The organism is Paracoccus broussonetiae, assembly GCF_031854425.1.
GTDB lineage: Bacteria > Pseudomonadota > Alphaproteobacteria > Rhodobacterales > Rhodobacteraceae > Paracoccus > Paracoccus broussonetiae.
Genome location: NZ_JAVRQI010000011.1, coordinates 83571 through 106710, shown reverse-complemented (window position 1 = coordinate 106710; position 23140 = coordinate 83571). Strand labels below are relative to the sequence as shown.

The window sequence follows — 23140 nt, the reverse complement described above, 5'->3', positions numbered from 1 at the left end:
GCGATGGAGCAGGATCGCGTCACCGCCACCCCCGCCGCGCTGGAGCTGCTGGCCCAGATCGTCGCCGATCACGGCCCGGTTCTGTTTCACCAGTCGGGCGGATGCTGCGACGGCTCGTCTCCCATGTGCTATCCGCAGGCCGAATTCCGGATCGGAGAGCGCGACGTCAGGCTGGGAGAGATCGGGGGCATGCCCTTCTACATCTCGGCCAGCCAGTATGAGGCATGGAAGCACACGCGCCTGACCATCGACGTGGTGCCGGGGCGCGGCGGCATGTTCAGCCTGGACAATGGACGCGAGAAGCGGTTCCTGACGCGCTCGGATCTTTGCCAGATCTGATGCGCGATCCAGGTTTGCCTGAATCTTCGCGCTGCGCTACAACGCCTCCGCGATACAGGAGGCCATGATGGCGCAGAAGGTTTTCATCGACGGCGAGGCCGGCACCACCGGTTTGCAGATCCGCGACCGGTTGATCGGGCGCAAGGACATCGAACTGATCCAGATCGATCCCGCCCGCCGAAAGGATGCCGATGCGCGCCGCGAGGCTTTTGCCGCTGCCGATGTCGCGATCCTGTGCCTGCCCGACGCCGCCGCAAAAGAGGCCGTGGCGCTGGCCGAGGGCCTGCCGGTGCGCTTCATCGATGCCTCGACCGCGCATCGCGTCGATCCGGCATGGGTGTTCGGCTTTGCGGAGCTCGCCCCCGGCGCGCGCGACGCGATTGCCGGCGCGAAACTGGTCAGCAATCCCGGCTGCTATTCGACCGGCGCGATCTCGCTGCTGGCACCCTTGGTCAAGGCCGGGCTGGTTGCCCCGGACGAGGCTTTGTCGATCAATGCCGTCTCGGGCTATACCGGCGGCGGCAAGGAGCTGATCGGCGAATACGAACGCGGCGAAGCGCCCGCGGCCTTCGTCTATGCGTTGGCGCAAAAGCACAAGCACGTGCCGGAAATCATGAAATATTCCGGCCTGTCGGCACAGCCCGTCTTTGCCCCTTCGGTCGGGAATTTCGCACAAGGCATGGCGGTTCAGATCCCGCTGCATCTGAACGGCACGCGCAACCTTCCGAACCTGCGCGATGCGCTTGCCAGCCATTACGAGGGCAGCCGTTTCATCGCAGTCACGGATGCCCCCGCGCGGGTCGTGCCGACCGCACTGAACGACACGAACCGGCTGGAAATCTCGGTCCACGGCGATGCCGGGAACGGGTGCGCGGTGCTGGTTGCGGTTCTCGACAACCTTGGCAAGGGCGCGTCCGGGGCTGCGGTGCAGAACCTGAACATCATGCTGGGTGCCGATGAGGGCGCGGGGCTGTAGGGCCCCGGTCGAAGCGCCATCCGGCCCGGGAGGCGGGCCGGATATGCATCAAGCCGGACCCGAACGGAGCAAGGCGATGAACGAGCATCCACAGACCCATGACGCAGCCTGCCATTGCGGAGCGGTGCGGTTCCGCGTCCGGCTGAGCCGCGGCTTCGAGACCGCGCGACGCTGTTCCTGTTCCTATTGCCGGATGCGGGGTGCGGTCGCGGTCTCGGCCCTGCTGGGCGATATCGAGTTCCTGCAGGGCGAAGAGAACCTGACCCTTTACCAGTTCAACACCGGCACGGCGAAGCACTACTTCTGCCGGACCTGCGGGATCTATACCCATCACCAGCGGCGTTCGAACCCGTCGGAATACGGGATCAATGTCGCCTGCCTTGCCGGGGTCAGCCCCTTCGACTTTGCCGAGGTACCGGTGATGGACGGGGTGAATCACCCCAGCGACGGGCGGCGCGGATCAGGGCTGCTGGGCGTTCTGCGCTTTGTCCCGGAAACGGAACCCGCCCGCGACTGACGGGCGGGAGCCCTGCCCTTAATCAGCCTTGATCTGGCGGGCGCTGTCGATCAGCATGATCGGAATCCCGTCATGGATCGGGAAGGCCAACCCGGCCGCGTCCGAGATCAGTTCCTGCGCCTGCGCGTCATAACGCAGCGTGGCATGGGTCACGGGGCAGACCAGCGCCTCAAGCATGTGGCGGTCAAAGCCACGTTCCGTGGTATCCGGGGTGCTTGCGTCGGTCATTGGACAATCTCCTCGTCATCTCCGCCCCGAAGGGCATATTCCAGAAGCCCGTCCAGCAATTCGCGCCGGTCCGCAAGGGTCGGGCTTTCCAGAAGGGCCTGCTTGTCGCCCGGCGGAAACGGCAGCAGCATGGACAGCGAGTTGACCAGCGTTTCCTCGTCCGATGTCTCGGCCGCGCTCCAATCCGAGGCGAGGCCATGCCGCCGGGCATAGCGGATCAGCCGTGCGATCAGCGCGTCGCGGTCAAACTGGCCCGCGCATTCGGGACGGGTCGCCAGGTCGGCCTCGAACCCGCTCCAATCGACATGGGCGTGCAGATAAGGTGTGGCGCGCGGCTCCAGCGCGCGCAGGCGGAACCGGGACTGCGCGCGCAGCGAAATCATCAGCCGACCGTCCCCGACCTCGGAAAAGGCGACGATGCGACCGGCGCAGCCGATCTGCGCCAGTCGATCCGGGCCGGATTCGACGGGCTGGATCATCCCGATCAAACGGTCGCGGGTCTTCAGCACGTCCTCGACCATTTGCAGATAGCGCGGCTCGAAGATCTGCAGGGGCAGACGCGTCCGCGGCAACAACACCGCCCCACTCAGCGGGAACAGAGCGATGTCGCCGGGCAGTTCGGGCCGACGCGGCATGTTACGAGAAGATCAGCGAGGACAGGCGCCTGCGGCCCTTCAGCGCGACGGGATCGGTGGGCTTCATCGCGTCGAAGATGGTAATCAGCTGGGCCTTGGCCGCGCCGTCGTTCCATTCGCGGTCGCGGCGGAAGCTTTCCAGAAGCTGATCGACGGCTTCCTCGACCTGGCCGCCGGCATGAAGCGCGGTGGCATAGTCGAAACGGGCCTGCGGGTCGGCGGGATCCCCCTCGACCTTCTGGCGCAATTCGTCGAGCGGACCGGCCGAAGCGGCCTGCCGGGCAAGCTGAAGCTGGGCGCGCGCGGCCTCGACCGGGGCCGCGCTTGCGACGGCGGCGGGCACACGGTCCAATTCCGCCTGGGCGCGATCAAGCTCTTTCGCGGCAAGAAGCGCGCGGACGAGCCCGCCCCATGCAGTCGCGTTCTCGGGCTCTTCCTCGAGGATCGCGGCAAAGGTTTCGGCGGCATCCTCGGGCGCACCTTCGGTGATCATCGCCTCGGCCGCCTCAAGCGCGTCGGCCAGGCCGCCATCATCGCCGCCCATCGCGGCAAGCTTGTCGACGAATTGCTTGATCTGGCTTTGCGGAACCGCGCCCTGGAAACCGTCGACCGGCTGGCCCTGGAAGAAGGCATAGACGGTCGGAATCGACTGTACGCGCAGCTGCGCGGCGATCATCTGGTTTTCGTCCACATTGACCTTGGCCATCAGCACGCGGCCCTTGTGGCGCGCGACTTCGGCTTCCAGTTGCGGGCCAAGGGTCTTGCAGGGACCGCACCACGGCGCCCAGAAATCCACGATGACGGGCACCTGCATGGATTTCTCGACCACCTCGGCCATGAAATTGGCCTCGGTCGCGTCAAAGATGAAGTCGGCGGTCTGTGGCGCGGGTGCTGCGGCGCCGTCGAAAAGCATGGCCATGGTCTTCCCCAGTCGTGTCGGGTGTTTTGCGTCAGGCGCAATATGGTGGTTCGTCGTCCGCAGCGAAAGGGCGGATTACAGATCGAAGCTGGCGAGGACCGGCACGTGGTCGCTGGGCTGTTCCCAGCCGCGCGCCGGGCGCAGCACACGGCTGGCATGGCCCGCGTTCGAGATGTCGGGCGTGGCCCAGACGTGATCCAGCCTGCGGCCCTTGTCCGCGGCGTCCCAATCCTTGGCGCGATAGCTCCACCACGAATAAAGCAGGCCCTGCGGAATGTCCTGGCGGGTGATGTCGACCCAGTTCCCCGCGTCCTGCGCGGCGCCCAGATGCTCGACCTCTATCGGGGTGTGGCTGACGATCTTCAGAAGCTGCTTGTGGGACCAGACGTCATCCTCGCGCGGGGCGATGTTCAGATCCCCCACCATGATCGACTTCTGCGGGTTGTCCGCATGGAAGGCGTCGCGCATCTCGGTCAGGAAATCCAGCTTCTGGCCGAATTTGACGTTCTGTTCGCGGTCCGGGATGTCGCCGCCGGCGGGGACATAGAAATTGTGGATGGTGACGCCGTTTTCCAGCCGCGCGGCGACGTGGCGGGCATGGCCAAGGCCAGCATAGTCGCGGTCGCCCGCATCCTCAAGCGGCAGCTTGGACAGGATCGCGACGCCGTTATAGCCCTTTTGCCCGCGCGCCACGAGATGGCGATAGCCAAGCGCGGCAAAGCCCTCGACCGGGAACTTGTCCAGCGGAGTCTTGATTTCTTGCAGGCACAGGATATCGGGCGATTCCTCGGCCAGAAAGCGTGTCACCAGCGGCTCGCGCAGGCGGACGGAATTGATGTTCCAGGTGGCGAGTGTGAACATGGAAAGCCTTTCTTGTCGCCGCGGACCCTAGGACCCGGACACCGGCTTGTCCACCTTGCCGCGTCGCCGCGACAGAGAGGGGCGAACCGAAGGGGTATCCCCCGGTTCGCCCCAGGTCCCGGTCAGGCGACCAGGCGATAGCCGCCGGATTCCGTCACCAGCAGGCGTGCGCTGGTGGGATCGGGTTCGATCTTCTGGCGCAGGCGATAGATGTGGGTTTCCAGCGTGTGGGTGGTCACGCCCGCGTTATAGCCCCAGACCTCGTGCAGCAGCACGTCGCGCGGTACGACGCCATCCTGCGCGCGATACAGGAACTTCAGGATGTTGGTTTCCTTTTCGGTCAGGCGGATCTTGCGGTCCTTCTGGTCGATCAGCATCTTCATCGCCGGCTTGAACGTATACGGGCCAAGCTGGAAGATCGCGTCCTCGGACTGCTCATGCGTGCGCAGCTGCGCGCGCAGGCGGGCCAGCAGGACGGGGAACTTGAAGGGCTTGGTGATATAGTCATTCGCGCCGCTGTCGAGCCCAAGGATGGTGTCCGCGTCGGTGTCGTGCCCGGTCAGCATGACGATCGGGCATTTCACGCCCTGCTTGCGCAGCCGCTTGCACAGCTCGCGTCCATCCGTGTCGGGCAGGCCCACGTCAAGCACCACCAGGTCGAAGATCGCGGCGCGGGTGCGCTCGACCGCCTCGTGGCCGGTTCCGGCCTCGAACACCTCGAAATCCTCGGTGGCGACCAGCTGCTCGGCCAGGGCCTCGCGCAGGTCCTCTTCATCGTCGATCAACAGGATCTTTTTCAGTCCGGCCATGCTTGCCTCCATAGACATTTTCACGGAAACCTGAGCGGACACGGGGCGCGCGTAAAGCGCAGTGCAGCAATTCTCACATGGAGTTGTCGGAAATCGTCCCTATGTTTCAGTTTGTTTCAATCGCGGACCCCTGCAATGAGCCTGATCCCGACCCTGACCGAAAGCGTGTCCCGCGCGCGCGCCGACCTGCGCATCGGATTGCCCGTGGCGATCGGCGGGTATCTGGTCGCGGCGGTCGAGACTTTGGGCCCCGAGCGGCTGGCCCTGATGCGGACTTTGGGACCGGCACATCTGGCGGTGACTCGGTGGCGCGCCGAGACGCTGAAGGCGCGGGTCTATGACGGCGACCTGGCGCGGATCGAGCTGCCGGGCGATGCCGACCTGCACTGGCTGCGCGCGCTGGCCGATCCGGCAGGCGACCTGATGACCCCGATGAAGGGGCCGCTGAAAAGCCTGCGCGGCGGCGATGCCGCGCCCGACCGCGCCGCCATCGCCCTGATCAAGTCCGCCCAGCTTCTGCCAGCCGCGCTGGTGGTTCCCGTGCCCGAGGTGCCCGAGGGGCTGACCCGCCTGCAACCCGGCCCAACCATCGAGGCCTTGGCGGCCGAGGCCGGGATGGCGCCGGTCGCCGCCGCGCGGCTGCCGCTGCTTTCTGCTGAAAACTCCAAGCTGCACATCTTTCGCCCCGATGACGGCCAGTCCGAACATTACGCGGTCGAGATCGGCGCCCCCTCGCGCGACAAGCCGGTTCTGGCGCGGCTGCATTCGGCCTGCTTCACCGGTGACGTGCTGGGTAGCCTGAAATGCGATTGCGGCCCGCAGCTTCACGCGGCGCTTGGCGCGATGGGGCAGCGGGGCGAAGGCGTCCTGCTGTATCTGAACCAGGAAGGGCGCGGCATCGGACTTGCGAACAAGATGCGCGCCTATGCCCTGCAGAACCAGGGCTTCGACACGGTCGAGGCGAACCACCGGCTGGGATTTGAGGATGACGAACGCGACTTTCGCATCGGTGCGGGCATCCTGCGCGAGATGGGCTTTCACAGCGTGCGGCTGATGACCAACAACCCCCGCAAGGTCGCGATGCTGCAGGGCCACGGCATCACCGTGGCCGAGCGCGTGCCCCTGATCACCCCCCGCAACCGGCACAATACCGGCTATCTGGACGTGAAGGCCGAAAAATCCGGCCACCTGCTGTAACCCGGCCCGGCCCTAAAGCGGGCCGGTCTGGAACAGCCGCACCTTCAACCCGCCATGCGCGACGTAAGGCCCCGGATCCTTGAATGGCAGGCCGGTGGCGCGGGCAAGCTGCGGATCGCTGGTGACGATGCCGACGCGCCAGCCCTTGAACCGTGCGCGCAGAACCTCTCCCATCGCGGCATGCAGGCCGAACAGCGGACCCTTGTTGCCGATCCGCGCGCCATAGGGCGGGTTGATGATGACCAGTCCGGGCGGGCCGTCCGGCCGCTGAAGGTCGGCGATGGCCGTGCTTTGGAACTCGGTCCAGTCGACAAGGCCCGCGCGTTCGGCGTTGTCGCGGCTCATGCGGATCGCGCCGGCATCACGGTCGCTGCCCCGGAAGCGGACCGAACCGGGCGTGGCCGCCGGACCCGCGCCGCGCAGCGCGTCCCATGCCGCGGGATCGAAGCTGACCAGATGCTGAAAGGCAAAATCGCGGGCGCGCCCCGGCTTCAATCCGGCCGCGATCTCGGCCGCCTCGATGACGAAGGTGCCCGAACCGCACATCGGGTCCAGCACCGGCTCGGACCCGTCAAAGCCGCATTGGCGCAGGAACATCGCCGCCATCGTCTCGCGCATCGGGGCCTTGGCGACCGCCTGCTTGTAGCCGCGGCGATGCAGGGATTCCCCCGACGTGTCGAGGCTGATGGTGCAAAGGTCATCCTCGATCCGCACCTTGATCGTCACCGGCGCGTCCTCGGCGATGGTCGCGCCCAGCGTGTCGCGCAAGGCCGCCTCGATCCGCTGGGTGATGGCGCCGGCGTGATAGATGCGGGATTTGCGGCTGGCCGCCTCGACCCGGACGGGGATGTCGGGGCGCAGGAAATCGGCCCAGGGAAAGCGGTGCGCGCGCTTGTCGAGCTGCGCCGGGTGCATGGCGCGGAAGCTGCCGATGCGCACCAGCACGCGGGTCGCGCCCCGGACCTCAAGGTTCGCGCGCCAGACAGCCGGCCAACCTCCGGTGAAGGTCACGCCGCCCGGCTGGATCACCGCGTCGAAGCCAAGGGCGCGGGCCTCTTGCGCAAGCGGCTCCTCCAGCCCCGGCGTGGCGACCAGGAATATCTCCATCCGCGACTGGTCCGCCGCAAGGGGCGCAGCCTCGGCTGCGGGCGCAGCGGCGGCAGCAGGGGCGGAATTCGGGCGGGGCGCGCGGGCGGGACGGCGCGGATCTTTGGCTTTGGATGTCATCGGATCATGGCAAAAAGGATCGCGCATCATGCGTCAGGCAGCGCTGGAAGGCAATCACCCCATGATTGTCGCCGTTTTGAAGACAGTATTCCCCGTCTGCCGCCATTTCGAACCAGCACCGGGCGGGTTAGATTGAACGCAAGATGACAGGAGATGACCATGGCAACCAGTGACGCCCCCATCCAGATCGGCCACGTGGCGCTGACCGTCAACGATCTGGCCAAGGTCCGGGATTACTATCAGCGCGTGATCGGGCTTGAACAGCTTTCCCAGGACGGCACGCAAGCCGTGCTTGGCGTCGCCGGCAAGCCGCTGGTCAAGCTGCACCAGGACAAGACCGCGCGCCATCGCCCGGCCGAGGCTGGGCTTTTCCACACCGCCTTCCTGCTGCCCGACCGGGCCGCGCTGGGAAGCTGGCTGCGCCGGATCGCCGAAACCGGCATCGGGCTTGACGGCGCCTCGGACCATCTGGTCAGCGAGGCGATCTATCTGCGCGACCCCGAAGGCAACGGGATCGAGGTCTATGTCGACCGCCCCCGCGACAGCTGGACCTGGCAGGACGGCGAGGTCACGATGGACACCCGAAGACTGGACCTGCGCGCCCTGGCCGAGGCGGGCAAGGATGGCTGGCGCGCGGCGCCCGACGGCACCGTCGTGGGCCATGTGCACCTGCAGGTAGGCGACGTCGCAAAGGCCGAGGATTTCTATACCGGAAGCCTTGGCATGGATCGCACCGCCCATCGCGCCGGGGCCAGCTTCTTTGCGACCGGCGGCTATCACCACCATTTGGCGGGCAATATCTGGAACAGTCGCGGCGCGGGGCAACGCAGCCCCGACACGACCGGCCTGTCCGAAGTGGTGCTGCAGGCCGATGAGGCTGCGCTGGCGGGACTGGGCTCGGCCGAGTTCACGGACCCCTGGGGCACGCGCCTTCGCATCGAGCCCAAGGCCTGAGAGAACGCGCCGCACCCCGACGTCAGACGTGGTGCAGGATCAGCGGGCGCCCCAGATGGCTGCCGACTTCGACGGGCGTGTCGTAAAGCTGGGTCAGGATGCCCGAGGTAAGAACCTCGTGCGGAGCGCCCTGCGCCACGATGCGCCCGCATTTCATCGCCACGACGTGATCCGCCCAGGCGGCGGCATAGTTCACCTCGTGGATGACGGTCACGACGCTTTTCTTCTGCTCTCGGACCAGCTCGGCCAACCGGGCCATCAGCGCGCGGGCATGGGCCATGTCCAGATTGTTCAGCGGTTCGTCCAGCAGCAGCCAGTCGGTGTCCTGCGCGACCGTCATCGCCAGATAGGCGCGCTGCGCCTGCCCCCCCGACACCTCATCAAGAAAGCGTCCCCCCAGATCAAGAAGCCCGAAGGCCGCAAGCGCGTCCTCGACGATGCGCGCATCTTCGGGGCGCGGGCGGCCCCGGTGATGCGGCCAGCGGCCAAAGGCGACCAGTTCGCGCAGGCGCAGGCGGCTTGCGATGGCGGTCTGCTGGCCCAGTACCGCCATGCGCAGGGCCAGCGCCTCGGTCGGCGTCTGACGGATGTCACGCCCGTCCAGCGCGATCTGCCCGGTCTGCAACGGCTCCAACCGTCCGATCAGCCGCAGCAGCGTCGACTTTCCCGCGCCATTCGGCCCGATCAGCGCGGTCAGCGCCCCGCGCGGCAGATCGGCCGAGATGTCGTCAAGAATCCGGGCCGAACCGATCCGGTGGCCAAGTCCCGAAATGCGGATCATCGGATACGCCCCCTGATGAGCAGGAAAAGAAAGAACAGCCCGCCCGCGAATTCGATCCCGACCGACAGAAAGCCCGCCTGGCCCATCAGCCGCTCGAACCCCAACTGGCCCAGCACCAGCGTGATCGCGGCGATCAGCGCGGCGGCGGGCAGCAGGTCGGCATGGCGCGCGCTGCGCATCACCCCGTGGGTCAGCCCGGCGACGATCAGCCCGAAGAACGTGATCGGCCCGACCAGTGCCGTCGCGACCGAGGTCATGATCGCGACCAGCGCCAGAACCATCGGCACGAAGCGCCCCTGCCTGAGCCCCAGCGAGATTGCGCTGTCCCGCCCCAGCGCCAGCACGTCCAGCCTGCCTGCAATTCGCGCGGCGGACATCCCTCCCACCAGCGTCAGGACCAGCCCGGCCGGAAGCAGCGCGGCGTTCAGCTTGCTGAAACTGGCGAAACTGGCCTGCTGGACCACGGCGAACTCGTTTGGATCCAGCACGCGGCCGATAAACGCGTTCAGCGCGCGAAACATCACGCCAAGGATCACCCCGGTCAGGATCATCCGCGGAATGTCCCGCGTCCCCTGCCCCAGCAGCGCCCCGAACAGCAGCGAGGACAGCAGCGCCATCACCCCGACCTCGCCCGCGAACTTGGCCCAGACCGGCAGGGCGGCGAAACCGGCGATACCCAGCGCCGCGACCAGCAAGGTCTGCAACAGCATGTACAGCGCATCGAAACCCATGATCTGCGGGGTCAGCACCCGGTTCGCGGCCACCGTCTGGAACAGGATCGTCGCTATCCCGGTCGAGGCGCCGACCAGCACCAGACCGGCCAGCCGTTCGGCCCGCAGGCCAAGGACGAAGCCGCGCGCCGGGCCCGATGGCAGGCCCTGCAGCATCCAGATCGCGGAAACCGCTGCCAGGCACGCAGCCAGCGCCAACAGAACCGTGCGCCTAGCCATGCGCGGGCCTGCGATAAAGCAGCCACAGGAAGATCATGGCACCGACCACGCCCAGAATGGTGCCGACAGGGATTTCATAGGGAAAGCGAACCAGCCGCCCCAGCAGATCGCAGGCCAACAGCAGCACGGCCCCAAGGACCGCGACCGCCGGAATCGAGGCGCGCAGGTTGTCCCCCATCACCCGCGCGACGATGTTCGGGACCACCAGCCCGACAAAGGGGATCATCCCGACCGTGGTGACGACCATCGCCGTGACCACCGCGACCACGGCCAGACCCAGCCGCATGACGCCGCCCGGCGACAGCCCCAGCCCGGTCGCAACGCCCTCGCCCAATCCCAGGATCGCAAAGCGGTCAGCCGCGAACCAGGCCAGCCCTGCCGCGGCGGCAGCGACCCAGAGCAACTCATAGCGCCCTGCAAGCACGCCCGAGAATTCGCCCGCCATCAGCCAGGCGTTGACATATTGCAGCAGGTCCGTCTGCCAGCCGACAAAGGTCGCGACCGATCCGATCACGCCCGACAGCACCAGCCCCGCGATGGGCACCAACATCACCTCGCGCACGGGGATGCGGCGGATCACGGCCACGAACAGGGCCGTCCCGGCCATGGCGGCCAGACTTGCGGCGACCATCTTGGCCCAGATCGGCGACGCGGGGGCCCATACCGATACGGCCAGCAGGCCCAGCGCAGCACTTTCGGCGGTGCCGGTCGTCTCGGGGCCGACGAAGCGGTTGCGGACCAGCGCTTGCAGCACGACCCCGGCCACGGCCAGCGCCGCGCCGGTCAGGATCACGGCCAATGTCCGTGGCAGCCGTGATTCCATAAGGATCAGCGCCGCACGGGGATCGCGGGTGGCGTCGAGAATGCTGACGCTGGCGGCCCCGACGGTCAGGCTGGCGCAGGCAAGCAGCGCCAGGACCGCAAGGCCGGCTGGCACAAGCCTCATTGCCCGGTCAGCGCCTTGGTCAGCGCGTCCAGCAGGGAAACAGTCGAGCCGTAGCCCCCGGCCGAGATATAGGCGTCGGCCGCATCCAGATAGACGACATGGCCCGATTTCCACGCATTGGTTCCCGCGACCAACGGATTGTCCAGCGTGGCTTGCGCCGATTGCCCGGCCTCGCCGATGGCAGCGGCGCGGTCGATCACGAACAGCCAGTCCGGGTTCGCCTGCGCGATGAATTCATGGCTGATGGCATCTCCGTGATTGGCAGTGCTGATGTGATCGGCGGCCTCGGGCATCCCGGTCGCCGCGTGGATCCAGCCAAAGCGCGAATTGCGACCATAAGCCGCCAGCTTCGGTCCGTTCGTCATCACGATCAGCGCCCGGCCCTTGTCCTTGCCCGCATCGGTCGCGGCGGCGATGCGACGGTCAAGCTCGGCCTCCAGCTCCGCCGCCTTCTGTTCGCGCCCGAAAAGCGTCCCGAAAGCCTCAAGGCGGGCGCGGGCATCGCCCAGAAGATCCTCTCCGATGGTCATGTCGATGACGGGCGCGACCTGTTCGACCGCCGCCTTCTGCGCGGCTGACCGACCACCCACGATGACAAGATCAGGGGCCAGCCCGGCCAGCGCCTCAAGGTTCGGCTCGAACAGCGTCCCGACCGGCGCGGCCTTGCCGGCCACCGCCTCGAGCCTTGCGACATACAGCCGTTCGGGCACGCCCGCCGCCTCGACCCCCAGCGCCGTCAGCGTGTCCAGTGCCGGAAGATCATAGACTGCGACCTTTTCGGGTGGGGCGGCCAGTGTCACCTCTCCCTGTGCGGTGGGGATGCTGAGATCGGCGGCAAGGGCGGAAGTGCCCAGAAAAAGGGCAAGAACGACGGATGGCATCAAGGCGCGCAAGGCATTTCTCCCAGGTTTCCGGCAACCGCAAGGCGGCGTTCCGGGCCGGACTAATGACTTGGCGGGAGCAGGTCCAGAGAAAACGAAGTGAAATTGTCGGGTTTACGCGACCACTTTGCGCCAGCGTCCGTCGGCGCGGGTAAAGCGCAAAAGCTCGGGCGGACGAAAGCCGGGCTCGTCCATCGGGGCGACATGGCGCTCGATCCGCAGTTCGGGGCCCTCGAAATCAAGAACCGCGAATTCGTTCTGGCGATCCGTCTCGCGCGCGCAAAGCGCTGTTCCGGCCTGGATCTGCAGGATGCCGCGCCCCTCGGGCGGCAGGAAAGCCCCCGCAGACCACACATGCAGGTGCCCGGTCAGCACCACCTGGATGCCCTGCAACTCGAACAGCGCCAGCGCCTGGGGCGCGCCGCGCATCAGCGCCTTGTCGACCTCGGGGCGCTGCTGCATCGGGTGATGCATGGCGACGATGTTGATGCAATCGGGATCGATCCCCTCGGTCACGCGGCGCATCTGCGCGGCCGTCAGGACACCACGCTGCCACGCCATCGTATCGACGCTGTTCACCCCCTGCACCCGCAACCGCCCGACATGGCCGACGGGTTCAAGATTCGCCGCGATGGCCCGTCGATAGCGCAGATAGGGCTGCATCATCCGGTCCGGCAGGCGATACAGGGGAATGTCGTGATTGCCGGGGACAGCGATCAGCGGCGCCTCGATCCGGCGCAGGAAGGTCTCGGCCCGTGCGAACTGGGACGAGCGACCGCGATGCGTCAGATCGCCGGTGACGACGACCAGATCGGGTCGCGCGCCATTCACCCGATCCAGAAGCGGGTCGACCAGTTCCTTGCGCTCAAGGCCGAAATGCAGGTCGGACAGATGCAGCAGCCGGGTCATGCGGCGTCGCGCCCTCCGCTGCCCTCGGGCACCAGCACCGACAGCGCGCCCGGTAGAACGCGGACATGGAAGGGCGAATCCATCCACATCTTTTCGCCGTCATGGGCGACATATTCATGCTGCGGGACGGTTTGCAGATGCATCTCCGGGGCGCTGATCAGGTCGAAATCCTGATAGCGCGCCGATTTGCCAAAGGCGAGCCGCAGGGCCGAGCGGACCAGCGGCCCCGGCCGTCGGGCACGCGCGACCAGCAGCGCCAATCGCCCCTGCCGGATATCCTCGGCCCCGTCCAGGCCAAAGGCCTCAAGCTGATAGGCGCTTTTCGCAATGAAGGCGAGCGCGGTGGTAAAGCGCCGCTCTTCGCCATTCGCACGCACTGTCAGATGCAATGGATGGCGCAGGTTCCACATCGCCACCAGTGCCGACCAATAAGCCGCTAGGCGGGACCGACCCCAACGGCGATAGATGCTTTCACGCCGCTTCAGGATCTCGGGATAGGCGCCGAAGCTGACATTGTTGAGAAACAGCACCCCATTCATCTCGCCAACATCGACAGTGCGAACGGTGGGCACGTCGAAAACCCGCAGCGCCTCCTCGGGTGTTTGCCCAAGGCCCAGATCGCGCGCGAAATAGTTGAAGGTGCCGCAGGGCACGACCACCATGACGGCACCAGTCCCGACGACTGCGCCCGCAACCCCCGCCTGCGTGCCGTCGCCCCCGACCGCGACGATCAGGTCATGGCCTTCGGCCACCGCATTCTGAGCGGTCGCGGACAGGTCCGCGCCCTTGTCCAGCTGGTGAAAGACCAGCCCGGCCACGCGCCCCTGAAGCCGGGCGCGGATCTCGGCTGCAACGCTGTCGCCAGTCTTGCGACCCGAGCCCATGTTCACGATGACGCAGGCCCGCGCCTGCCCAAGATCGAAAGGTCTGGAAGTGGTCAAGATCGCTTCTCCGGCCTGTTCCTGGCTGGGGCAAACCCTTGGCCGCCGGTTGAGTTCCGCCGCCTTGCCGGATCGTGAAGCGCGGAAATTCGCCGGCCAATACAATCCTGACGAATTTACTTGCCTTTAATATTCGCCTCTGACAGGTTCCCGGCGGGCAGCCTGCGGGGGCGATTTCACCACGACCTCCCCCTGCGTCCGCTCGCATCCGCCATTCAGCGGAGCGCGGACGCATTCGCCACCCATGAACATCGTTTTCGGCAGGAGATTTCTGCAACCCCGCAGCCGCGGCCACCCTTTCGGCCGCCGACGGATATTCGCCGCCCCGACCTCGCGATTGCGGGGTCGCGCGCAAGGCGCAAGCTCATTCAACGAGACATCGCATGAACATTCGCATCTCCGAAGCCACGGACGTTCTGGCAAGGCCCGGCGACGACCCGGTGCAGTTCGCCTTTCACGGTCCGCAAGGCCATATCACCGGGCAAGGCGCCCCGGTCCCGGTGCCGCGCGGACCTTCCGCAACGCTGGGCGCCCGCGTCGCCCGCGTCTTTCAGCAGGCGCGCCCCGGCACCATCGTCGGCGGTGCCCTGCCTTTTGACCGGGCCGATGACGACTGCCTGTGGCAGTGCCGACGCCATCGCGGGACCGCACCCGCAGCAACCCCGCCCACCCCCGCGCCGGGACCGTTGAGCGTCACGGCCGAACCCTCGGCCGCCCAATATGCGGCGCTGGTTTCCCGCGCTCTGGCCGTCATGCAGGACAGCGTGGGCGACAGGGATGCGCTGGAAAAGATCGTGCTTGCCCGCACCCTGCGGGTCGAGGCGGGGACCGAAATCCCGCTGGCGGCACTGATGGCGCGGCTGGGCGAGGATCCGGCCGTCACCGCCTTTCGCGTCGCGCTGCCGTCGCAAGGGCAAGCGCCGCGCGAGCTGTGCGGCGGCACCCCCGAACTGCTGCTTGAAAAGACCGGCGGGCTGATCGCCTCGCACCCGCTGGCGGGGTCGGCGCGGCGTCAGGCTTCGGTCAGCGCCGACCGCGCGGTCTCGGACGCGCTGCTGCGTTCGGAGAAGGACCGGCGCGAACACCGCTTTGTGGTGGAATACATCATGGACCTGCTTTCCCCCTCGTGCCGCGAGCTTGAGGCCCCGGACGGCACGACGCTGACCAGCACGCGCAGCATGTGGCACCTGGGCACACGGATCCGCGGCAGGTTGCGCGACCCCGAGACCCCGTCGATCCTGCTGGCGGCACTGCTGCACCCCACACCCGCCGTCTGCGGCCTGCCGCTGGCGCGCGCCAATGACCTGATCCGCCGGATCGAGCCGGTGCCGCGCGATTTCTACGCAGGCGCCGTCGGCTGGTGCGACGAACACGGCGACGGGGCGTGGCACGTCGCCATCCGCTGCGCCGAGATCAGCGGCCGCAGCGCCCGCCTTTATGCCGGGGCGGGCATCGTTCCCGGCTCGGACCCGATGGCCGAGGCCGCCGAGACCGGCGCGAAATTCGGCGCGCTTCTCAGCGCGCTGGGACTGCCCGCCGACGCTGCGCTGCCCGGCATCACCCCTCAAGGAGAGACTTGCTGATGGCCCTGCCCGGCATCCCGAACTATGATCTTCCCGACGCATCTGCCTTGCCTGCGGCTCGGGGGACATGGCAACCCCGACCCGAGCGGTTGGCCCTGCTGGTCCATGACATGCAGCGCTATTTCTGCCGCCCCTTTCCGCCGGGCGCACCGCTTGAGCCGGTCGTCGCGAATATCGCCGCCCTGCTTGCGGGTGCGCGCCGGGCGGGCGTCCCGGTTTTCTATACCGCGCAAAAGGGCAACCAGTTCCGCCCCGATCGCGGGCTGCAGGCCGACCTGTGGGGACCGGGCATGGGCGCCCTGCCCGAGCACGAAGAAATCCTGCCCGAGCTTGCCCCCGAACCTGACGACATCGTGCTGGTCAAGCATCGCTACAGCGCCTTCCAGCGCTCGAACCTTGAACGCCTGATGCGGGCGCGCGGGCGCGACCAGCTGATGATCTGCGGCATCTATGCCCATATCGGCTGCCTCGCCACCGCAGCCGAGGCGTTCCAGCTGGATATCGAGACATTCCCCGTGGCCGATGCCCAGGCCGATTTCAGCCGCGACAAGCACGACATGGCGATGGCGTGGATCGCCGCGACCTGCGGGGTGCCGGTGCTGACAGCGGATGCCGTGGCATTGTTCGACACGGCCGGGGCGACATCATGCGCCTGACCGGGTTCGAGGGGAAAACCGCCATCGTCACCGGTGCCGCAGGTGGCATTGGCCAAGCCATCACCCGCTCCCTGCTGGAGGCCGGTGCACGTGTCGTCGCGACCGACCTGGCCACGGCGCTGACGGCAAGCCCGCCGCCTGCAGGCGCGATCGCCCATGCGCTCGACATCCGCGACGGCGCCGCGGTCGAGGCCCAGGTGGCAGGGGTCGAGGCCGCGCATGGCCCGGTGACACTGGGCGTCCATGCCGCAGGCGTGCTGTCGATCGGCCCGCTGTTGGAGCTTTCGTCCGAGGAATGGGACCGCATGATCGGCGTCAACGCCACCGGCACGTTCCACGCGACCCGCGCGCTTGGCCGGGCGATCGCGCGAAACGGGGGCGGCGCGCTGGTCGCGGTCAGTTCGAACGCGGCGGGGATTCCGCGGCGCAACATGGGGGCCTATGCGGCGTCGAAAGCGGCGGCGACGATGCTGATCCGCTGCCTTGGGCTGGAGCTTGCCGCCGAGGGCGTGCGCTGCAACATCGTCGCCCCGGGTTCGACCCTGACGCCGATGCAGACCGGCATGTGGACCGAGGATGGCGGCGCGGGTGAACGCGCGGTGATCGAGGGCAATCTGGAGCATTTCCGCACCGGCATTCCCCTGAAAAAGCTGGCGACCCCCGAGGATATCGCGGGGGCCGTCCTGTTCCTTTTGTCGGACCAGGCGGGCCATGTGACCATGGCCGACCTTTACGTCGACGGCGGCGCGACACTGCGGGCCTAAGGCCGCGCTAAAGCCGCGACGCGATCAGCGTCCACCAGGCGTCCAGCGTGGGGTCGCGGGCCAGCTCGTCAAAGCTGGCCTCGACCCCCATCCGCTTCAGTTCGGCCGAGAAAGTCATGACGGCAATGGAATCCAGCCCGTAAAGGACAAGGTTCTCGGACGGGTCGATCTCGCAATCGTCCTCGATCATCCCGGCGACGCGGGCGGCCAGCCATTCGGCGCTGATTTCGGTCTTTTCGGCAATATCCATCGGGTTTCCTTTCAGGCGGTCTCGGCAAGAAGGCTGTCACGCAGGCGGCGCTTGTCGATCTTGCCCACGGCGGTCAGCGGCAGTTCAGGCAGGATGCGGAAGCGGTCGGGCAGCTTGTATTCCGCCACGCCCGCATCAAGCAGGTGGCGGCGCAGGGCGGGCGGGCTTAGCCTGGCTGCCCCGTCGCGCAGGACAAGAAAGGCGCAGCTTTTTTCGCCCAGATGGGCGTCGGGCGTGGCGACCAGCGCGGCATGGGTGATGTCGGGATGGCGCATCAGCAGGTTCTCGACCTCCTCCGAGGCGATCTTCTCTCCGCCCCGGTTGATCTGGTCCTTGATCCGCCCGACCACGCGCAGATAGCCGCCTTCGCGCACGACGACGTCACCCGAGTGATAGAAACCGTCCGCGTCAAAGGCCTGTGCATTGTGCTCGGGGCTGCGGTAATAGCCCCGGAAGGTATAGGGACCGCGCGTCGCCAGCGCGCCCGGCACACCATCCGGCACCGGATGGCCCTGGTCGTCCAGCACGCGGATTTCGTCATCGGGGCTGATGGGCCGGCCCTGCATCGCGAACACGATCCCGTCGGGATCGTCCAGCCGGGTATAGTTCACCAGCCCTTCGGCCATGCCAAAGACCTGCTGCAGGCGGCAGCCCAAAATCTCGGGCACGCGCCGCGCCGTCGCCTCGGCAAAGCTGGCGCCGCCGACCAGCATCAGATCCAGCGTCGCCAACCCCGCCCGGCGTTCGGGCGATTCTTCGACGGCGCGCAGCCACAGCGCGACGGCGGGTGGAACCAGCGGGACCATCGTGACGCCCTCGGCCTCGATCAGATCGAAACAGGCCAGAGGCTCGGGGCTGGCGGCAAGGATGACGGTGCCCCCGGCATGAAAGACGCCAAGCGCGCCGGGCGAACTGAGCGGAAAGTTATGCGCCGCCGGCAAAGCGCACAGGAAGCGCGTGGCAGAGGTCACGCCGCAGATCTCGGCGCTGGCCCGGACGCTGTAATCGTAGTCATTATGGGTCCGCGGAATCAGCTTGGGCGTTCCCGTGCTGCCACCCGAAAGCTGGAAGAAGGCGACCTCGTCCGCCGGGCTTGGCCCTGCACCGGCAGGCAACTCCGGGCCAGCGGTCAGCCAATGGGCAAGACTGATTTCGGGCGCATCCTCGCCCAGCAGCAGGACATGCCGCGCCCCGGCTTCTTGCAGCTCGGCGGCAAAGGCATCGTCGCGGAAAAGCTCGTGCGCGCGCGATCCGATGACCACCGCTGGCTGGATCTGGCGGGCATATTCGGCCATCTCCATCCGTCTGTGGCTGAACAGCGCATTGACCGGGGCGACCCCGATGCGCAGCAGGGCGAAGAAGACGACATAGAACTCGGCCACGTTCGGCAATTGGACCAGCGCCCGGTCGCCCTGCGACAGCCCCGCCTCGGCCAGTCGGGCCGCCAGGTTGCGCGACATCCGGTCCAGCTTGGCATAGGTGATGCGCCGGTCGCCGCAGACGATCGCAACAGCCTCGGCCTGGGCGGAAAGCTGGGCGTCGAGGATCTGGGTCAGGGGCTGGTCGATCCAGTATCCGGCATCGCGGTAATGCCGCGCCTGATCCTTGGGCCAGCGGGTGAATTCGATCATGGCGAGAATCCTGTTCTGAAAATCCGCGGGCGGCTGCGACACAAATGCACGCAACCGTCAAAGCCCGCTTGACGGCGCAAAATAGTCGAGTATTTTTATCCGGCTTTCTCTCTCGAAGCAAGCCGGCCCGCGACAACGTCGCGGGCCAGCCAGCCTCTTCCCCCTAACTTGCATCACATTTCGCAAGCCCGCGGACGGGACGCTTTTCCATGACGCAACAAACCATTTCCCCCACCCAGCAGCTGACCCTTGCGCAACTGGATTTCTGGGAAGAATTCCGCCTGCATCCGGGCGAGGCGGTGTCGACCGTCGCCCATGCGATCGAATTCACCGGACCGACCGATCCCGACGCACTGGCGCGCGCCATTGGCCGTACCATCGCCGAAACCGACGTTCTGGCCCTGCGCTTCGATGACGGGCCGGATGGCCCCAGACAAGACCTGGACCTGGCGCGACGGCCCGCGCTGCGCCTGATCGACCTGTCCGGCCACCGCCAGCCGCGCGAGCATGCCTTTGCGATGATGCAGGCCGACGTCGCGGCGCCGCTGGATCTGGCCCACCAGCCGCTTTCGGCGCAATGGCTGCTCCGTCTTGGTCCCGAGCACCTGATCTGGTTCAACCGCGGCCATCACATCGTGCTGGACGGCTATGCGATGGGCATGATCGAGGCTCGTGCCGCCCGCCTTTACGCCTTCGAGACGGGCTCGGGCGATCCCGGCCAGCCGCTGGGCCGCTTTGCCGAGTACCTGGCAGAGGAGGCAGGCTATCGCGCCTCGTCGCGCCATGTCGCGGATGGCCGGCATTGGCAGGCCGTGCTGGCCGCCTGCCCACCGCCACGCGTGCTGACCAAGGGGTCAGAGAATTATCCCGCCGAAGACCTGTCCCATGAACAGTCGCTGGAGGACCTGCAGGCCGACCTGCTCGCGCGAAGCGCGGAATGGGGCATGGGCTGGCCGGACCTGCTGACCGTGCTGTGCGCCGCCTGGGCCGCGCTTCACCTGCAGGACGCCTCGGCCGAGCGCCGCGACGATGCGGGTCAGATCGTGATGCCGGTCTGGCTGCCCTATCTCAGCCGGATGGGCAGCGTTGCGATCGGTGTGCCGGCGCTGGTCGTGAACATCCTGCCCTTCCGCGCGTCGCTGGAACCGGCGGAGCCGTTGGGCCCCGCCGTCACCCGCCTGTGTGGCGAGCTGCGCAAGCTGCGCCGTCATGGGCGGTACCGCATCGAGCAGATCGCCGCCGATCACGGGCTTGGACAGTCCGAGCGGTTCTTCTTTTCGCCGCTGATCAACATCCTGCCCTTCGATCCGGCCAACTTTCCCGGTTGCACGACGCAGCGCCACGTCCTGTCGAACGGGCCGGGCGACGGGTTCAACATCACCATCCGCGCGGATTCGGCCGCGGGCGGGATGCAGCTTCTTCTGGGCGCCGATCCGACCCTGACCCCGCCCGCGGATTTCGCCCGGCATCGGCGTTCGCTGCCGCAATTCCTGCGCGGCGCGCTGCGCGCCGGGGCCGCGAACCGCGCGATCGCAAGCCTTCTTCCGCGGTTCGAGACAGCCTGACCTGTGCAAAAGAAAGTTTGCAGATTTTTTGTGGAAAGCGGTTTTTTCCCCTTGCGCCTCCCCGCGCGGTCCCATAAATCACCGCTCACCGAAGGCGACGAGCCAACGGGATGGAGTGCGGGCGTAGCTCAGGGGTAGAGCATAACCTTGCCAAGGTTAGGGTCGTGAGTTCGAATCTCATCGCCCGCTCCAAAATCTTCCGGAAGGAAGAAAACGAAAAGCGGCCTTCGGGCCGCTTTTGTTTTTTCCAGCATATCTCAACCGGCTGGCTGGCAGGCGCAACCGACACAAAGGGTTGACCAAACCGGCTTCCCTGCGCTTATTTTATACTCGTATGGCAGGATCGGGCGTCTTGGCCCGTGTTTCGCAAAGCGGGGTGCGCCATGTCAGCCGTAGATCGCGTGATTCAATCCAAGCTTGACCACTTGGGGGTGCCGCTGCGCGTGCAGTTGCCTTCAGGGGCAAAGCTCGGCCGCAACGATGCGGCGGTCGAGATCGTCTTTCACGATTCGGCGGCGCTCGGGCCGCTTGCCACCGGAAACCTTGGCGCGCTCGGCTCGGATATCGTCTCGGGCAAGGTTTCGGTCCAGGGCGGGATGCGCGATCTGATGCATGTGGTGGCAGCACTGGTCCCGGACGAAGGCCAGCCGCAGCGTCCCCGGCCCTGGCAGCGGGCATGGTGGAACCTTGCCTCGATCATGCGCCACAGCCGAGACCGCGACGCGGCGCAGATCCGCTTTCACTATGATGTCTCGGACGATTTCTACCGGATCTGGCTGGACCCGTTGCAGGTCTATTCCTGCGCCTATTTCCGCGACCCGAACATGGATCTTGCTCAGGCGCAGGTCGCGAAACTGGACCATATCTGCCGCAAGCTGGACCTGCGGCCAGGTGAACGCTTCGTCGATATCGGCGCGGGCTGGGGCGCGCTGCTGTTCCACGCGGCCGAGACTTACGGCGTCGACGCGACCGGCATCACCCTGTCCCAGAACCAGTTCGATCATGTCACGCGCCAGATCCAGGAACGGGGGCTGGGCGACCGCGTCAGGATCCTGCTTTGCGACTATCGCGATCTTTCGCCCGAGCAGCCTTTCGACAAGCTCGCCTCGGTCGGGATGTTCGAGCATGTGGGGCGCGCCAACATGGCGACCTATTGCAAGCGCATCCACGACCTGCTGCGGCCCGGCGGAATGGCGCTGAACCACGGGATCAGCGTGACCGGCGTGGACGAGGCCATTGTCGGCGGCGGCATGGGCGATTTCATCGAGAAATACATCTTCCCCGGAGGCGAGTTGATCCATGTCAGCCAGGCCATCCGGCAACTCTCGCTGGCCGGGCTGGAGATGGTCGATACCGAGAACCTGCGCCCGCATTACGCCCGGACGCTGTGGTGCTGGTCCGACCGCCTGGAATCCCGCCTGACCGAGGCCGAGGCCGTGCTGCGCCAGACTCTTTCAGTTGATCGCGCGGCCGAGGTCCTGCGCGCCTTCCGCCTGTACCTTGCCGGCTGCGCGCTGGCCTTCGAGGAAGGCTGGACCGCGCTTTATCAGATCCTGTTGACCCGCCCCGACGACACGGGGGCCGCATCCGACCTGCCAGGCACCGGATCCTCTTATCCTTTCCGGCGTGATTATATCTATGAACCCCGGTAGCCTTGAAGGCGCTTCATGCGCAAAACGGCGTCTTGCACCCCGCGACCGAAGCGGCTAAACCCGCACCGATAGACCGACAACGGCGGGTTGGCGGAGAGGTTACGCAGCGGATTGCAAATCCGTGAAGACCGGTTCGATTCCGGTACCCGCCTCCATTTTCCCTGACAATCGACATGACTGCGCCTTTGGCCGATCGCGGCGTTTTTCGCGTCCGTCCGCGCGGTCGCCTCTGGCCCATGCCGCATGAAAAAGGGCGCGGACAACATGTTCCGCGCCCTGGTCTAGTTTCTTCAGGCGTTTTCAGTAGCAGCCGACGCGTGCGATGCGGCCGTCCTTGCCGATCTCGACGTTCAGGCGGGTCGGACGGAAATCCATCGTCACCGGCTGGTTCGGGCCGATCACGCGGTTCCCTTCGGGCAGGGTCACGCCGTCGAGCACGGATTTCGGCTGTCCGACAAGGTTCTGAAAGCGCGACGCGCCACAGGCATCCTCGCCCGGAAGGGTCGCGGGCGCGTCCGGCGCCTGCGGCTCTGTACAACCTGCAAGCACCGAAAGCGAAATGGCCACCAGGATCATGCGCATGGCGATCAACCGCAATCGATGTTGTAGATGTTGCCCGACGCATCAAGACGGAAGACGATGCGCAGCGGGTCGTATTCCTGCGGCTCGATCCCGCGATATTCGACAACGCGGTATTCGCGGGTGATGCCCAGGCCGGGGATCACAGTGCCCGGCTGGCCAAGCGCAGAGATGTAGCTTTTGGCGTGGCACGCATCGGGTTCGCGCGATTCGAGGCCGGTCACCCCTGCGACCGGCGCCACCGGCACGGGGGCGACGACGGGCGCAGTTTCCGGCGCCGTCGCAGGCGCGCAGGCGGCCAGCGGGGCAAGGGCGGCAAGGACGAGAAGTGGTCGGATCATCGCAAGGTCATCCAGCGTGCAAGGAAAAAATACGCCGGCATCATAGGGG

Annotated in this window: 26 protein-coding genes and 2 tRNA genes; 12 read left to right on the top strand and 16 right to left on the bottom strand. The window is 66.7% G+C overall.

The features are described from left to right. Positions 1-3: 3 nt before the first annotated feature. The 3 genes from RM190_RS15010 (at position 4) to RM190_RS15000 (ending at position 1832) form a co-directional block, all read left to right on the top strand. Complete coding sequence (locus RM190_RS15010) at positions 4-339, top strand: DUF779 domain-containing protein (protein WP_311760269.1); 336 nt, start codon at positions 4-6, stop codon at positions 337-339. Positions 340-406: 67 nt separating this feature from the next. Further along, positions 407-1315 (top strand): N-acetyl-gamma-glutamyl-phosphate reductase, encoded by a 909-nt coding sequence (gene argC, locus RM190_RS15005; RefSeq protein ID WP_311760268.1) that lies wholly within the window; start codon positions 407-409, stop codon positions 1313-1315. Positions 1316-1391: 76 nt separating this feature from the next. Then, entirely contained in the window at positions 1392-1832 is a 441-nt protein-coding gene (locus tag RM190_RS15000; RefSeq protein ID WP_311760267.1) for a GFA family protein, read from the top strand. A gap of 18 nt (positions 1833-1850) precedes the next feature. Here RM190_RS15000 and RM190_RS14995 read toward each other — a convergent pair whose 3' ends face one another. The 5 genes from RM190_RS14995 to RM190_RS14975 all read right to left on the bottom strand — a co-directional run bounded on the left by RM190_RS14995 (position 1851) and on the right by RM190_RS14975 (position 5284). Continuing rightward, positions 1851-2060, bottom strand: coding sequence for a Trm112 family protein (locus RM190_RS14995; protein WP_311760266.1), 210 nt, complete (start codon positions 2058-2060; stop codon positions 1851-1853). Then, entirely contained in the window at positions 2057-2695 is a 639-nt protein-coding gene (locus RM190_RS14990) for an LON peptidase substrate-binding domain-containing protein (RefSeq protein ID WP_311760265.1), read from the bottom strand. Before RM190_RS14990 ends, RM190_RS14995 begins: the two co-directional genes overlap by 4 nt. A gap of 1 nt (position 2696) precedes the next feature. Continuing rightward, positions 2697-3614 carry a thioredoxin gene (gene trxA, locus RM190_RS14985; RefSeq protein ID WP_390908473.1) on the bottom strand — a complete coding sequence of 306 codons (918 nt, stop codon included), beginning with the start codon at positions 3612-3614 and terminating at the stop codon, positions 2697-2699. Positions 3615-3689: 75 nt separating this feature from the next. Further along, complete coding sequence (locus RM190_RS14980) at positions 3690-4475, bottom strand: exodeoxyribonuclease III (RefSeq protein WP_311760264.1); 786 nt, start codon at positions 4473-4475, stop codon at positions 3690-3692. Positions 4476-4597: 122 nt separating this feature from the next. Beyond that, positions 4598-5284 carry a response regulator transcription factor gene (locus tag RM190_RS14975; protein WP_311760263.1) on the bottom strand — a complete coding sequence of 229 codons (687 nt, stop codon included), beginning with the start codon at positions 5282-5284 and terminating at the stop codon, positions 4598-4600. Positions 5285-5419: 135 nt separating this feature from the next. On the opposite strand from RM190_RS14975, the gene ribA reads away from it, so the two are divergent. Then, positions 5420-6481 (top strand): GTP cyclohydrolase II, encoded by a 1062-nt coding sequence (ribA, locus tag RM190_RS14970; protein WP_311760262.1) that lies wholly within the window; start codon positions 5420-5422, stop codon positions 6479-6481. Between the two features lie 12 nt (positions 6482-6493). Here ribA and RM190_RS14965 read toward each other — a convergent pair whose 3' ends face one another. Beyond that, entirely contained in the window at positions 6494-7588 is a 1095-nt protein-coding gene (locus tag RM190_RS14965; protein WP_311760347.1) for a THUMP domain-containing class I SAM-dependent RNA methyltransferase, read from the bottom strand. A 279-nt stretch (positions 7589-7867) separates the two neighbouring features. On the opposite strand from RM190_RS14965, the gene RM190_RS14960 reads away from it, so the two are divergent. Then, a complete protein-coding gene (locus tag RM190_RS14960) occupies positions 7868-8662 on the top strand; it encodes a VOC family protein (protein WP_311760261.1) in 795 nt (264 codons plus the stop codon). Between the two features lie 22 nt (positions 8663-8684). On the opposite strand, the gene RM190_RS14955 is transcribed toward RM190_RS14960, so the two are convergent. From RM190_RS14955 to RM190_RS14930, 6 genes are all read right to left on the bottom strand, one after another. After that, positions 8685-9443 carry an iron ABC transporter ATP-binding protein gene (locus RM190_RS14955; protein WP_311760260.1) on the bottom strand — a complete coding sequence of 253 codons (759 nt, stop codon included), beginning with the start codon at positions 9441-9443 and terminating at the stop codon, positions 8685-8687. Further along, the gene (locus tag RM190_RS14950) at positions 9440-10393 is read right to left on the bottom strand and encodes an iron chelate uptake ABC transporter family permease subunit (protein ID WP_311760259.1); all 954 of its coding nucleotides are present in this window, start codon (positions 10391-10393) and stop codon (positions 9440-9442) included. Before RM190_RS14950 ends, RM190_RS14955 begins: the two co-directional genes overlap by 4 nt. Next, positions 10386-11330 (bottom strand): ABC transporter permease, encoded by a 945-nt coding sequence (locus RM190_RS14945; RefSeq protein WP_390908494.1) that lies wholly within the window; start codon positions 11328-11330, stop codon positions 10386-10388. Before RM190_RS14945 ends, RM190_RS14950 begins: the two co-directional genes overlap by 8 nt. Before the next feature lie 5 nt (positions 11331-11335). Beyond that, complete coding sequence (locus tag RM190_RS14940; RefSeq protein ID WP_311760257.1) at positions 11336-12220, bottom strand: siderophore ABC transporter substrate-binding protein; 885 nt, start codon at positions 12218-12220, stop codon at positions 11336-11338. A gap of 114 nt (positions 12221-12334) precedes the next feature. Continuing rightward, on the bottom strand, positions 12335-13129 hold the full coding sequence (locus RM190_RS14935) for a metallophosphoesterase family protein (RefSeq protein ID WP_311760256.1): 795 nt from the start codon (positions 13127-13129) through the stop codon (positions 12335-12337). Next, positions 13126-14070: a diacylglycerol/lipid kinase family protein gene (locus RM190_RS14930; RefSeq protein ID WP_311760255.1), complete on the bottom strand. Its 945-nt coding sequence runs from the start codon at positions 14068-14070 to the stop codon at positions 13126-13128. Before RM190_RS14930 ends, RM190_RS14935 begins: the two co-directional genes overlap by 4 nt. Positions 14071-14453: 383 nt before the next feature. Between RM190_RS14930 and RM190_RS14925 the strand changes: the two genes are divergently transcribed. The 3 genes from RM190_RS14925 to RM190_RS14915 are packed head-to-tail and all read left to right on the top strand — an operon-like array spanning position 14454 to position 17073. Then, positions 14454-15653, top strand: coding sequence for an isochorismate synthase (locus RM190_RS14925; RefSeq protein ID WP_311760254.1), 1200 nt, complete (start codon positions 14454-14456; stop codon positions 15651-15653). Further along, positions 15653-16309, top strand: coding sequence for an isochorismatase family protein (locus RM190_RS14920; protein WP_311760253.1), 657 nt, complete (start codon positions 15653-15655; stop codon positions 16307-16309). The genes RM190_RS14925 and RM190_RS14920 overlap by 1 nt, the downstream gene beginning before the upstream one ends. Then, a complete protein-coding gene (locus RM190_RS14915; RefSeq protein WP_311760252.1) occupies positions 16300-17073 on the top strand; it encodes an SDR family oxidoreductase in 774 nt (257 codons plus the stop codon). Before RM190_RS14920 ends, RM190_RS14915 begins: the two co-directional genes overlap by 10 nt. A 7-nt stretch (positions 17074-17080) precedes the next feature. Here RM190_RS14915 and RM190_RS14910 read toward each other — a convergent pair whose 3' ends face one another. Then, positions 17081-17323 carry a phosphopantetheine-binding protein gene (locus RM190_RS14910; RefSeq protein ID WP_311760251.1) on the bottom strand — a complete coding sequence of 81 codons (243 nt, stop codon included), beginning with the start codon at positions 17321-17323 and terminating at the stop codon, positions 17081-17083. A gap of 11 nt (positions 17324-17334) precedes the next feature. Then, the gene (locus tag RM190_RS14905) at positions 17335-18954 is read right to left on the bottom strand and encodes a (2,3-dihydroxybenzoyl)adenylate synthase (RefSeq protein ID WP_311760250.1); all 1620 of its coding nucleotides are present in this window, start codon (positions 18952-18954) and stop codon (positions 17335-17337) included. A 209-nt stretch (positions 18955-19163) separates the two neighbouring features. Between RM190_RS14905 and RM190_RS14900 the strand changes: the two genes are divergently transcribed. The 4 genes from RM190_RS14900 to RM190_RS14885 all read left to right on the top strand — a co-directional run bounded on the left by RM190_RS14900 (position 19164) and on the right by RM190_RS14885 (position 22326). After that, the gene (locus RM190_RS14900) at positions 19164-20519 is read left to right on the top strand and encodes a condensation domain-containing protein (protein WP_311760249.1); all 1356 of its coding nucleotides are present in this window, start codon (positions 19164-19166) and stop codon (positions 20517-20519) included. 117 nt (positions 20520-20636) lie between these two features. Further along, positions 20637-20711 (top strand) — tRNA-Gly (locus tag RM190_RS14895). Between the two features lie 209 nt (positions 20712-20920). After that, the gene (locus tag RM190_RS14890) at positions 20921-22171 is read left to right on the top strand and encodes a class I SAM-dependent methyltransferase (protein WP_311760248.1); all 1251 of its coding nucleotides are present in this window, start codon (positions 20921-20923) and stop codon (positions 22169-22171) included. 81 nt (positions 22172-22252) lie between these two features. Continuing rightward, positions 22253-22326 (top strand) — tRNA-Cys (locus RM190_RS14885). A 145-nt stretch (positions 22327-22471) separates the two neighbouring features. Here the strand turns inward: RM190_RS14885 and RM190_RS14880 are convergent. Together RM190_RS14880 and RM190_RS14875 are read right to left on the bottom strand one after the other, a co-directional pair. Then, entirely contained in the window at positions 22472-22747 is a 276-nt protein-coding gene (locus tag RM190_RS14880; protein ID WP_311760247.1) for an I78 family peptidase inhibitor, read from the bottom strand. Positions 22748-22758: 11 nt separating this feature from the next. Next, the gene (locus tag RM190_RS14875) at positions 22759-23091 is read right to left on the bottom strand and encodes a hypothetical protein (protein ID WP_311760246.1); all 333 of its coding nucleotides are present in this window, start codon (positions 23089-23091) and stop codon (positions 22759-22761) included. Between the last annotated feature and the right edge of the window lie 49 nt (positions 23092-23140).

Coding starts and splice junctions, on each gene's coding strand:
- RM190_RS15010 (WP_311760269.1), top strand. CDS start 4: ATGGAGCAGGATCGCGTCACCGCCACCCCCGCCGCGCTGGAGCTGCTG.
- argC (WP_311760268.1), top strand. CDS start 407: ATGGCGCAGAAGGTTTTCATCGACGGCGAGGCCGGCACCACCGGTTTG.
- RM190_RS15000 (WP_311760267.1), top strand. CDS start 1,392: ATGAACGAGCATCCACAGACCCATGACGCAGCCTGCCATTGCGGAGCG.
- RM190_RS14995 (WP_311760266.1), bottom strand. CDS start 2,060: ATGACCGACGCAAGCACCCCGGATACCACGGAACGTGGCTTTGACCGC.
- RM190_RS14990 (WP_311760265.1), bottom strand. CDS start 2,695: ATGCCGCGTCGGCCCGAACTGCCCGGCGACATCGCTCTGTTCCCGCTG.
- trxA (WP_390908473.1), bottom strand. CDS start 3,614: ATGGCCATGCTTTTCGACGGCGCCGCAGCACCCGCGCCACAGACCGCC.
- RM190_RS14980 (WP_311760264.1), bottom strand. CDS start 4,475: ATGTTCACACTCGCCACCTGGAACATCAATTCCGTCCGCCTGCGCGAG.
- RM190_RS14975 (WP_311760263.1), bottom strand. CDS start 5,284: ATGGCCGGACTGAAAAAGATCCTGTTGATCGACGATGAAGAGGACCTG.
- ribA (WP_311760262.1), top strand. CDS start 5,420: ATGAGCCTGATCCCGACCCTGACCGAAAGCGTGTCCCGCGCGCGCGCC.
- RM190_RS14965 (WP_311760347.1), bottom strand. CDS start 7,588: ATGGAGATATTCCTGGTCGCCACGCCGGGGCTGGAGGAGCCGCTTGCG.
- RM190_RS14960 (WP_311760261.1), top strand. CDS start 7,868: ATGGCAACCAGTGACGCCCCCATCCAGATCGGCCACGTGGCGCTGACC.
- RM190_RS14955 (WP_311760260.1), bottom strand. CDS start 9,443: ATGATCCGCATTTCGGGACTTGGCCACCGGATCGGTTCGGCCCGGATT.
- RM190_RS14950 (WP_311760259.1), bottom strand. CDS start 10,393: ATGGCTAGGCGCACGGTTCTGTTGGCGCTGGCTGCGTGCCTGGCAGCG.
- RM190_RS14940 (WP_311760257.1), bottom strand. CDS start 12,220: ATGCCATCCGTCGTTCTTGCCCTTTTTCTGGGCACTTCCGCCCTTGCC.
- RM190_RS14935 (WP_311760256.1), bottom strand. CDS start 13,129: ATGACCCGGCTGCTGCATCTGTCCGACCTGCATTTCGGCCTTGAGCGC.
- RM190_RS14925 (WP_311760254.1), top strand. CDS start 14,454: ATGAACATTCGCATCTCCGAAGCCACGGACGTTCTGGCAAGGCCCGGC.
- RM190_RS14920 (WP_311760253.1), top strand. CDS start 15,653: ATGGCCCTGCCCGGCATCCCGAACTATGATCTTCCCGACGCATCTGCC.
- RM190_RS14915 (WP_311760252.1), top strand. CDS start 16,300: ATGCGCCTGACCGGGTTCGAGGGGAAAACCGCCATCGTCACCGGTGCC.
- RM190_RS14910 (WP_311760251.1), bottom strand. CDS start 17,323: ATGGATATTGCCGAAAAGACCGAAATCAGCGCCGAATGGCTGGCCGCC.
- RM190_RS14905 (WP_311760250.1), bottom strand. CDS start 18,954: ATGATCGAATTCACCCGCTGGCCCAAGGATCAGGCGCGGCATTACCGC.
- RM190_RS14900 (WP_311760249.1), top strand. CDS start 19,164: ATGACGCAACAAACCATTTCCCCCACCCAGCAGCTGACCCTTGCGCAA.
- RM190_RS14880 (WP_311760247.1), bottom strand. CDS start 22,747: ATGATCCTGGTGGCCATTTCGCTTTCGGTGCTTGCAGGTTGTACAGAG.
- RM190_RS14875 (WP_311760246.1), bottom strand. CDS start 23,091: ATGATCCGACCACTTCTCGTCCTTGCCGCCCTTGCCCCGCTGGCCGCC.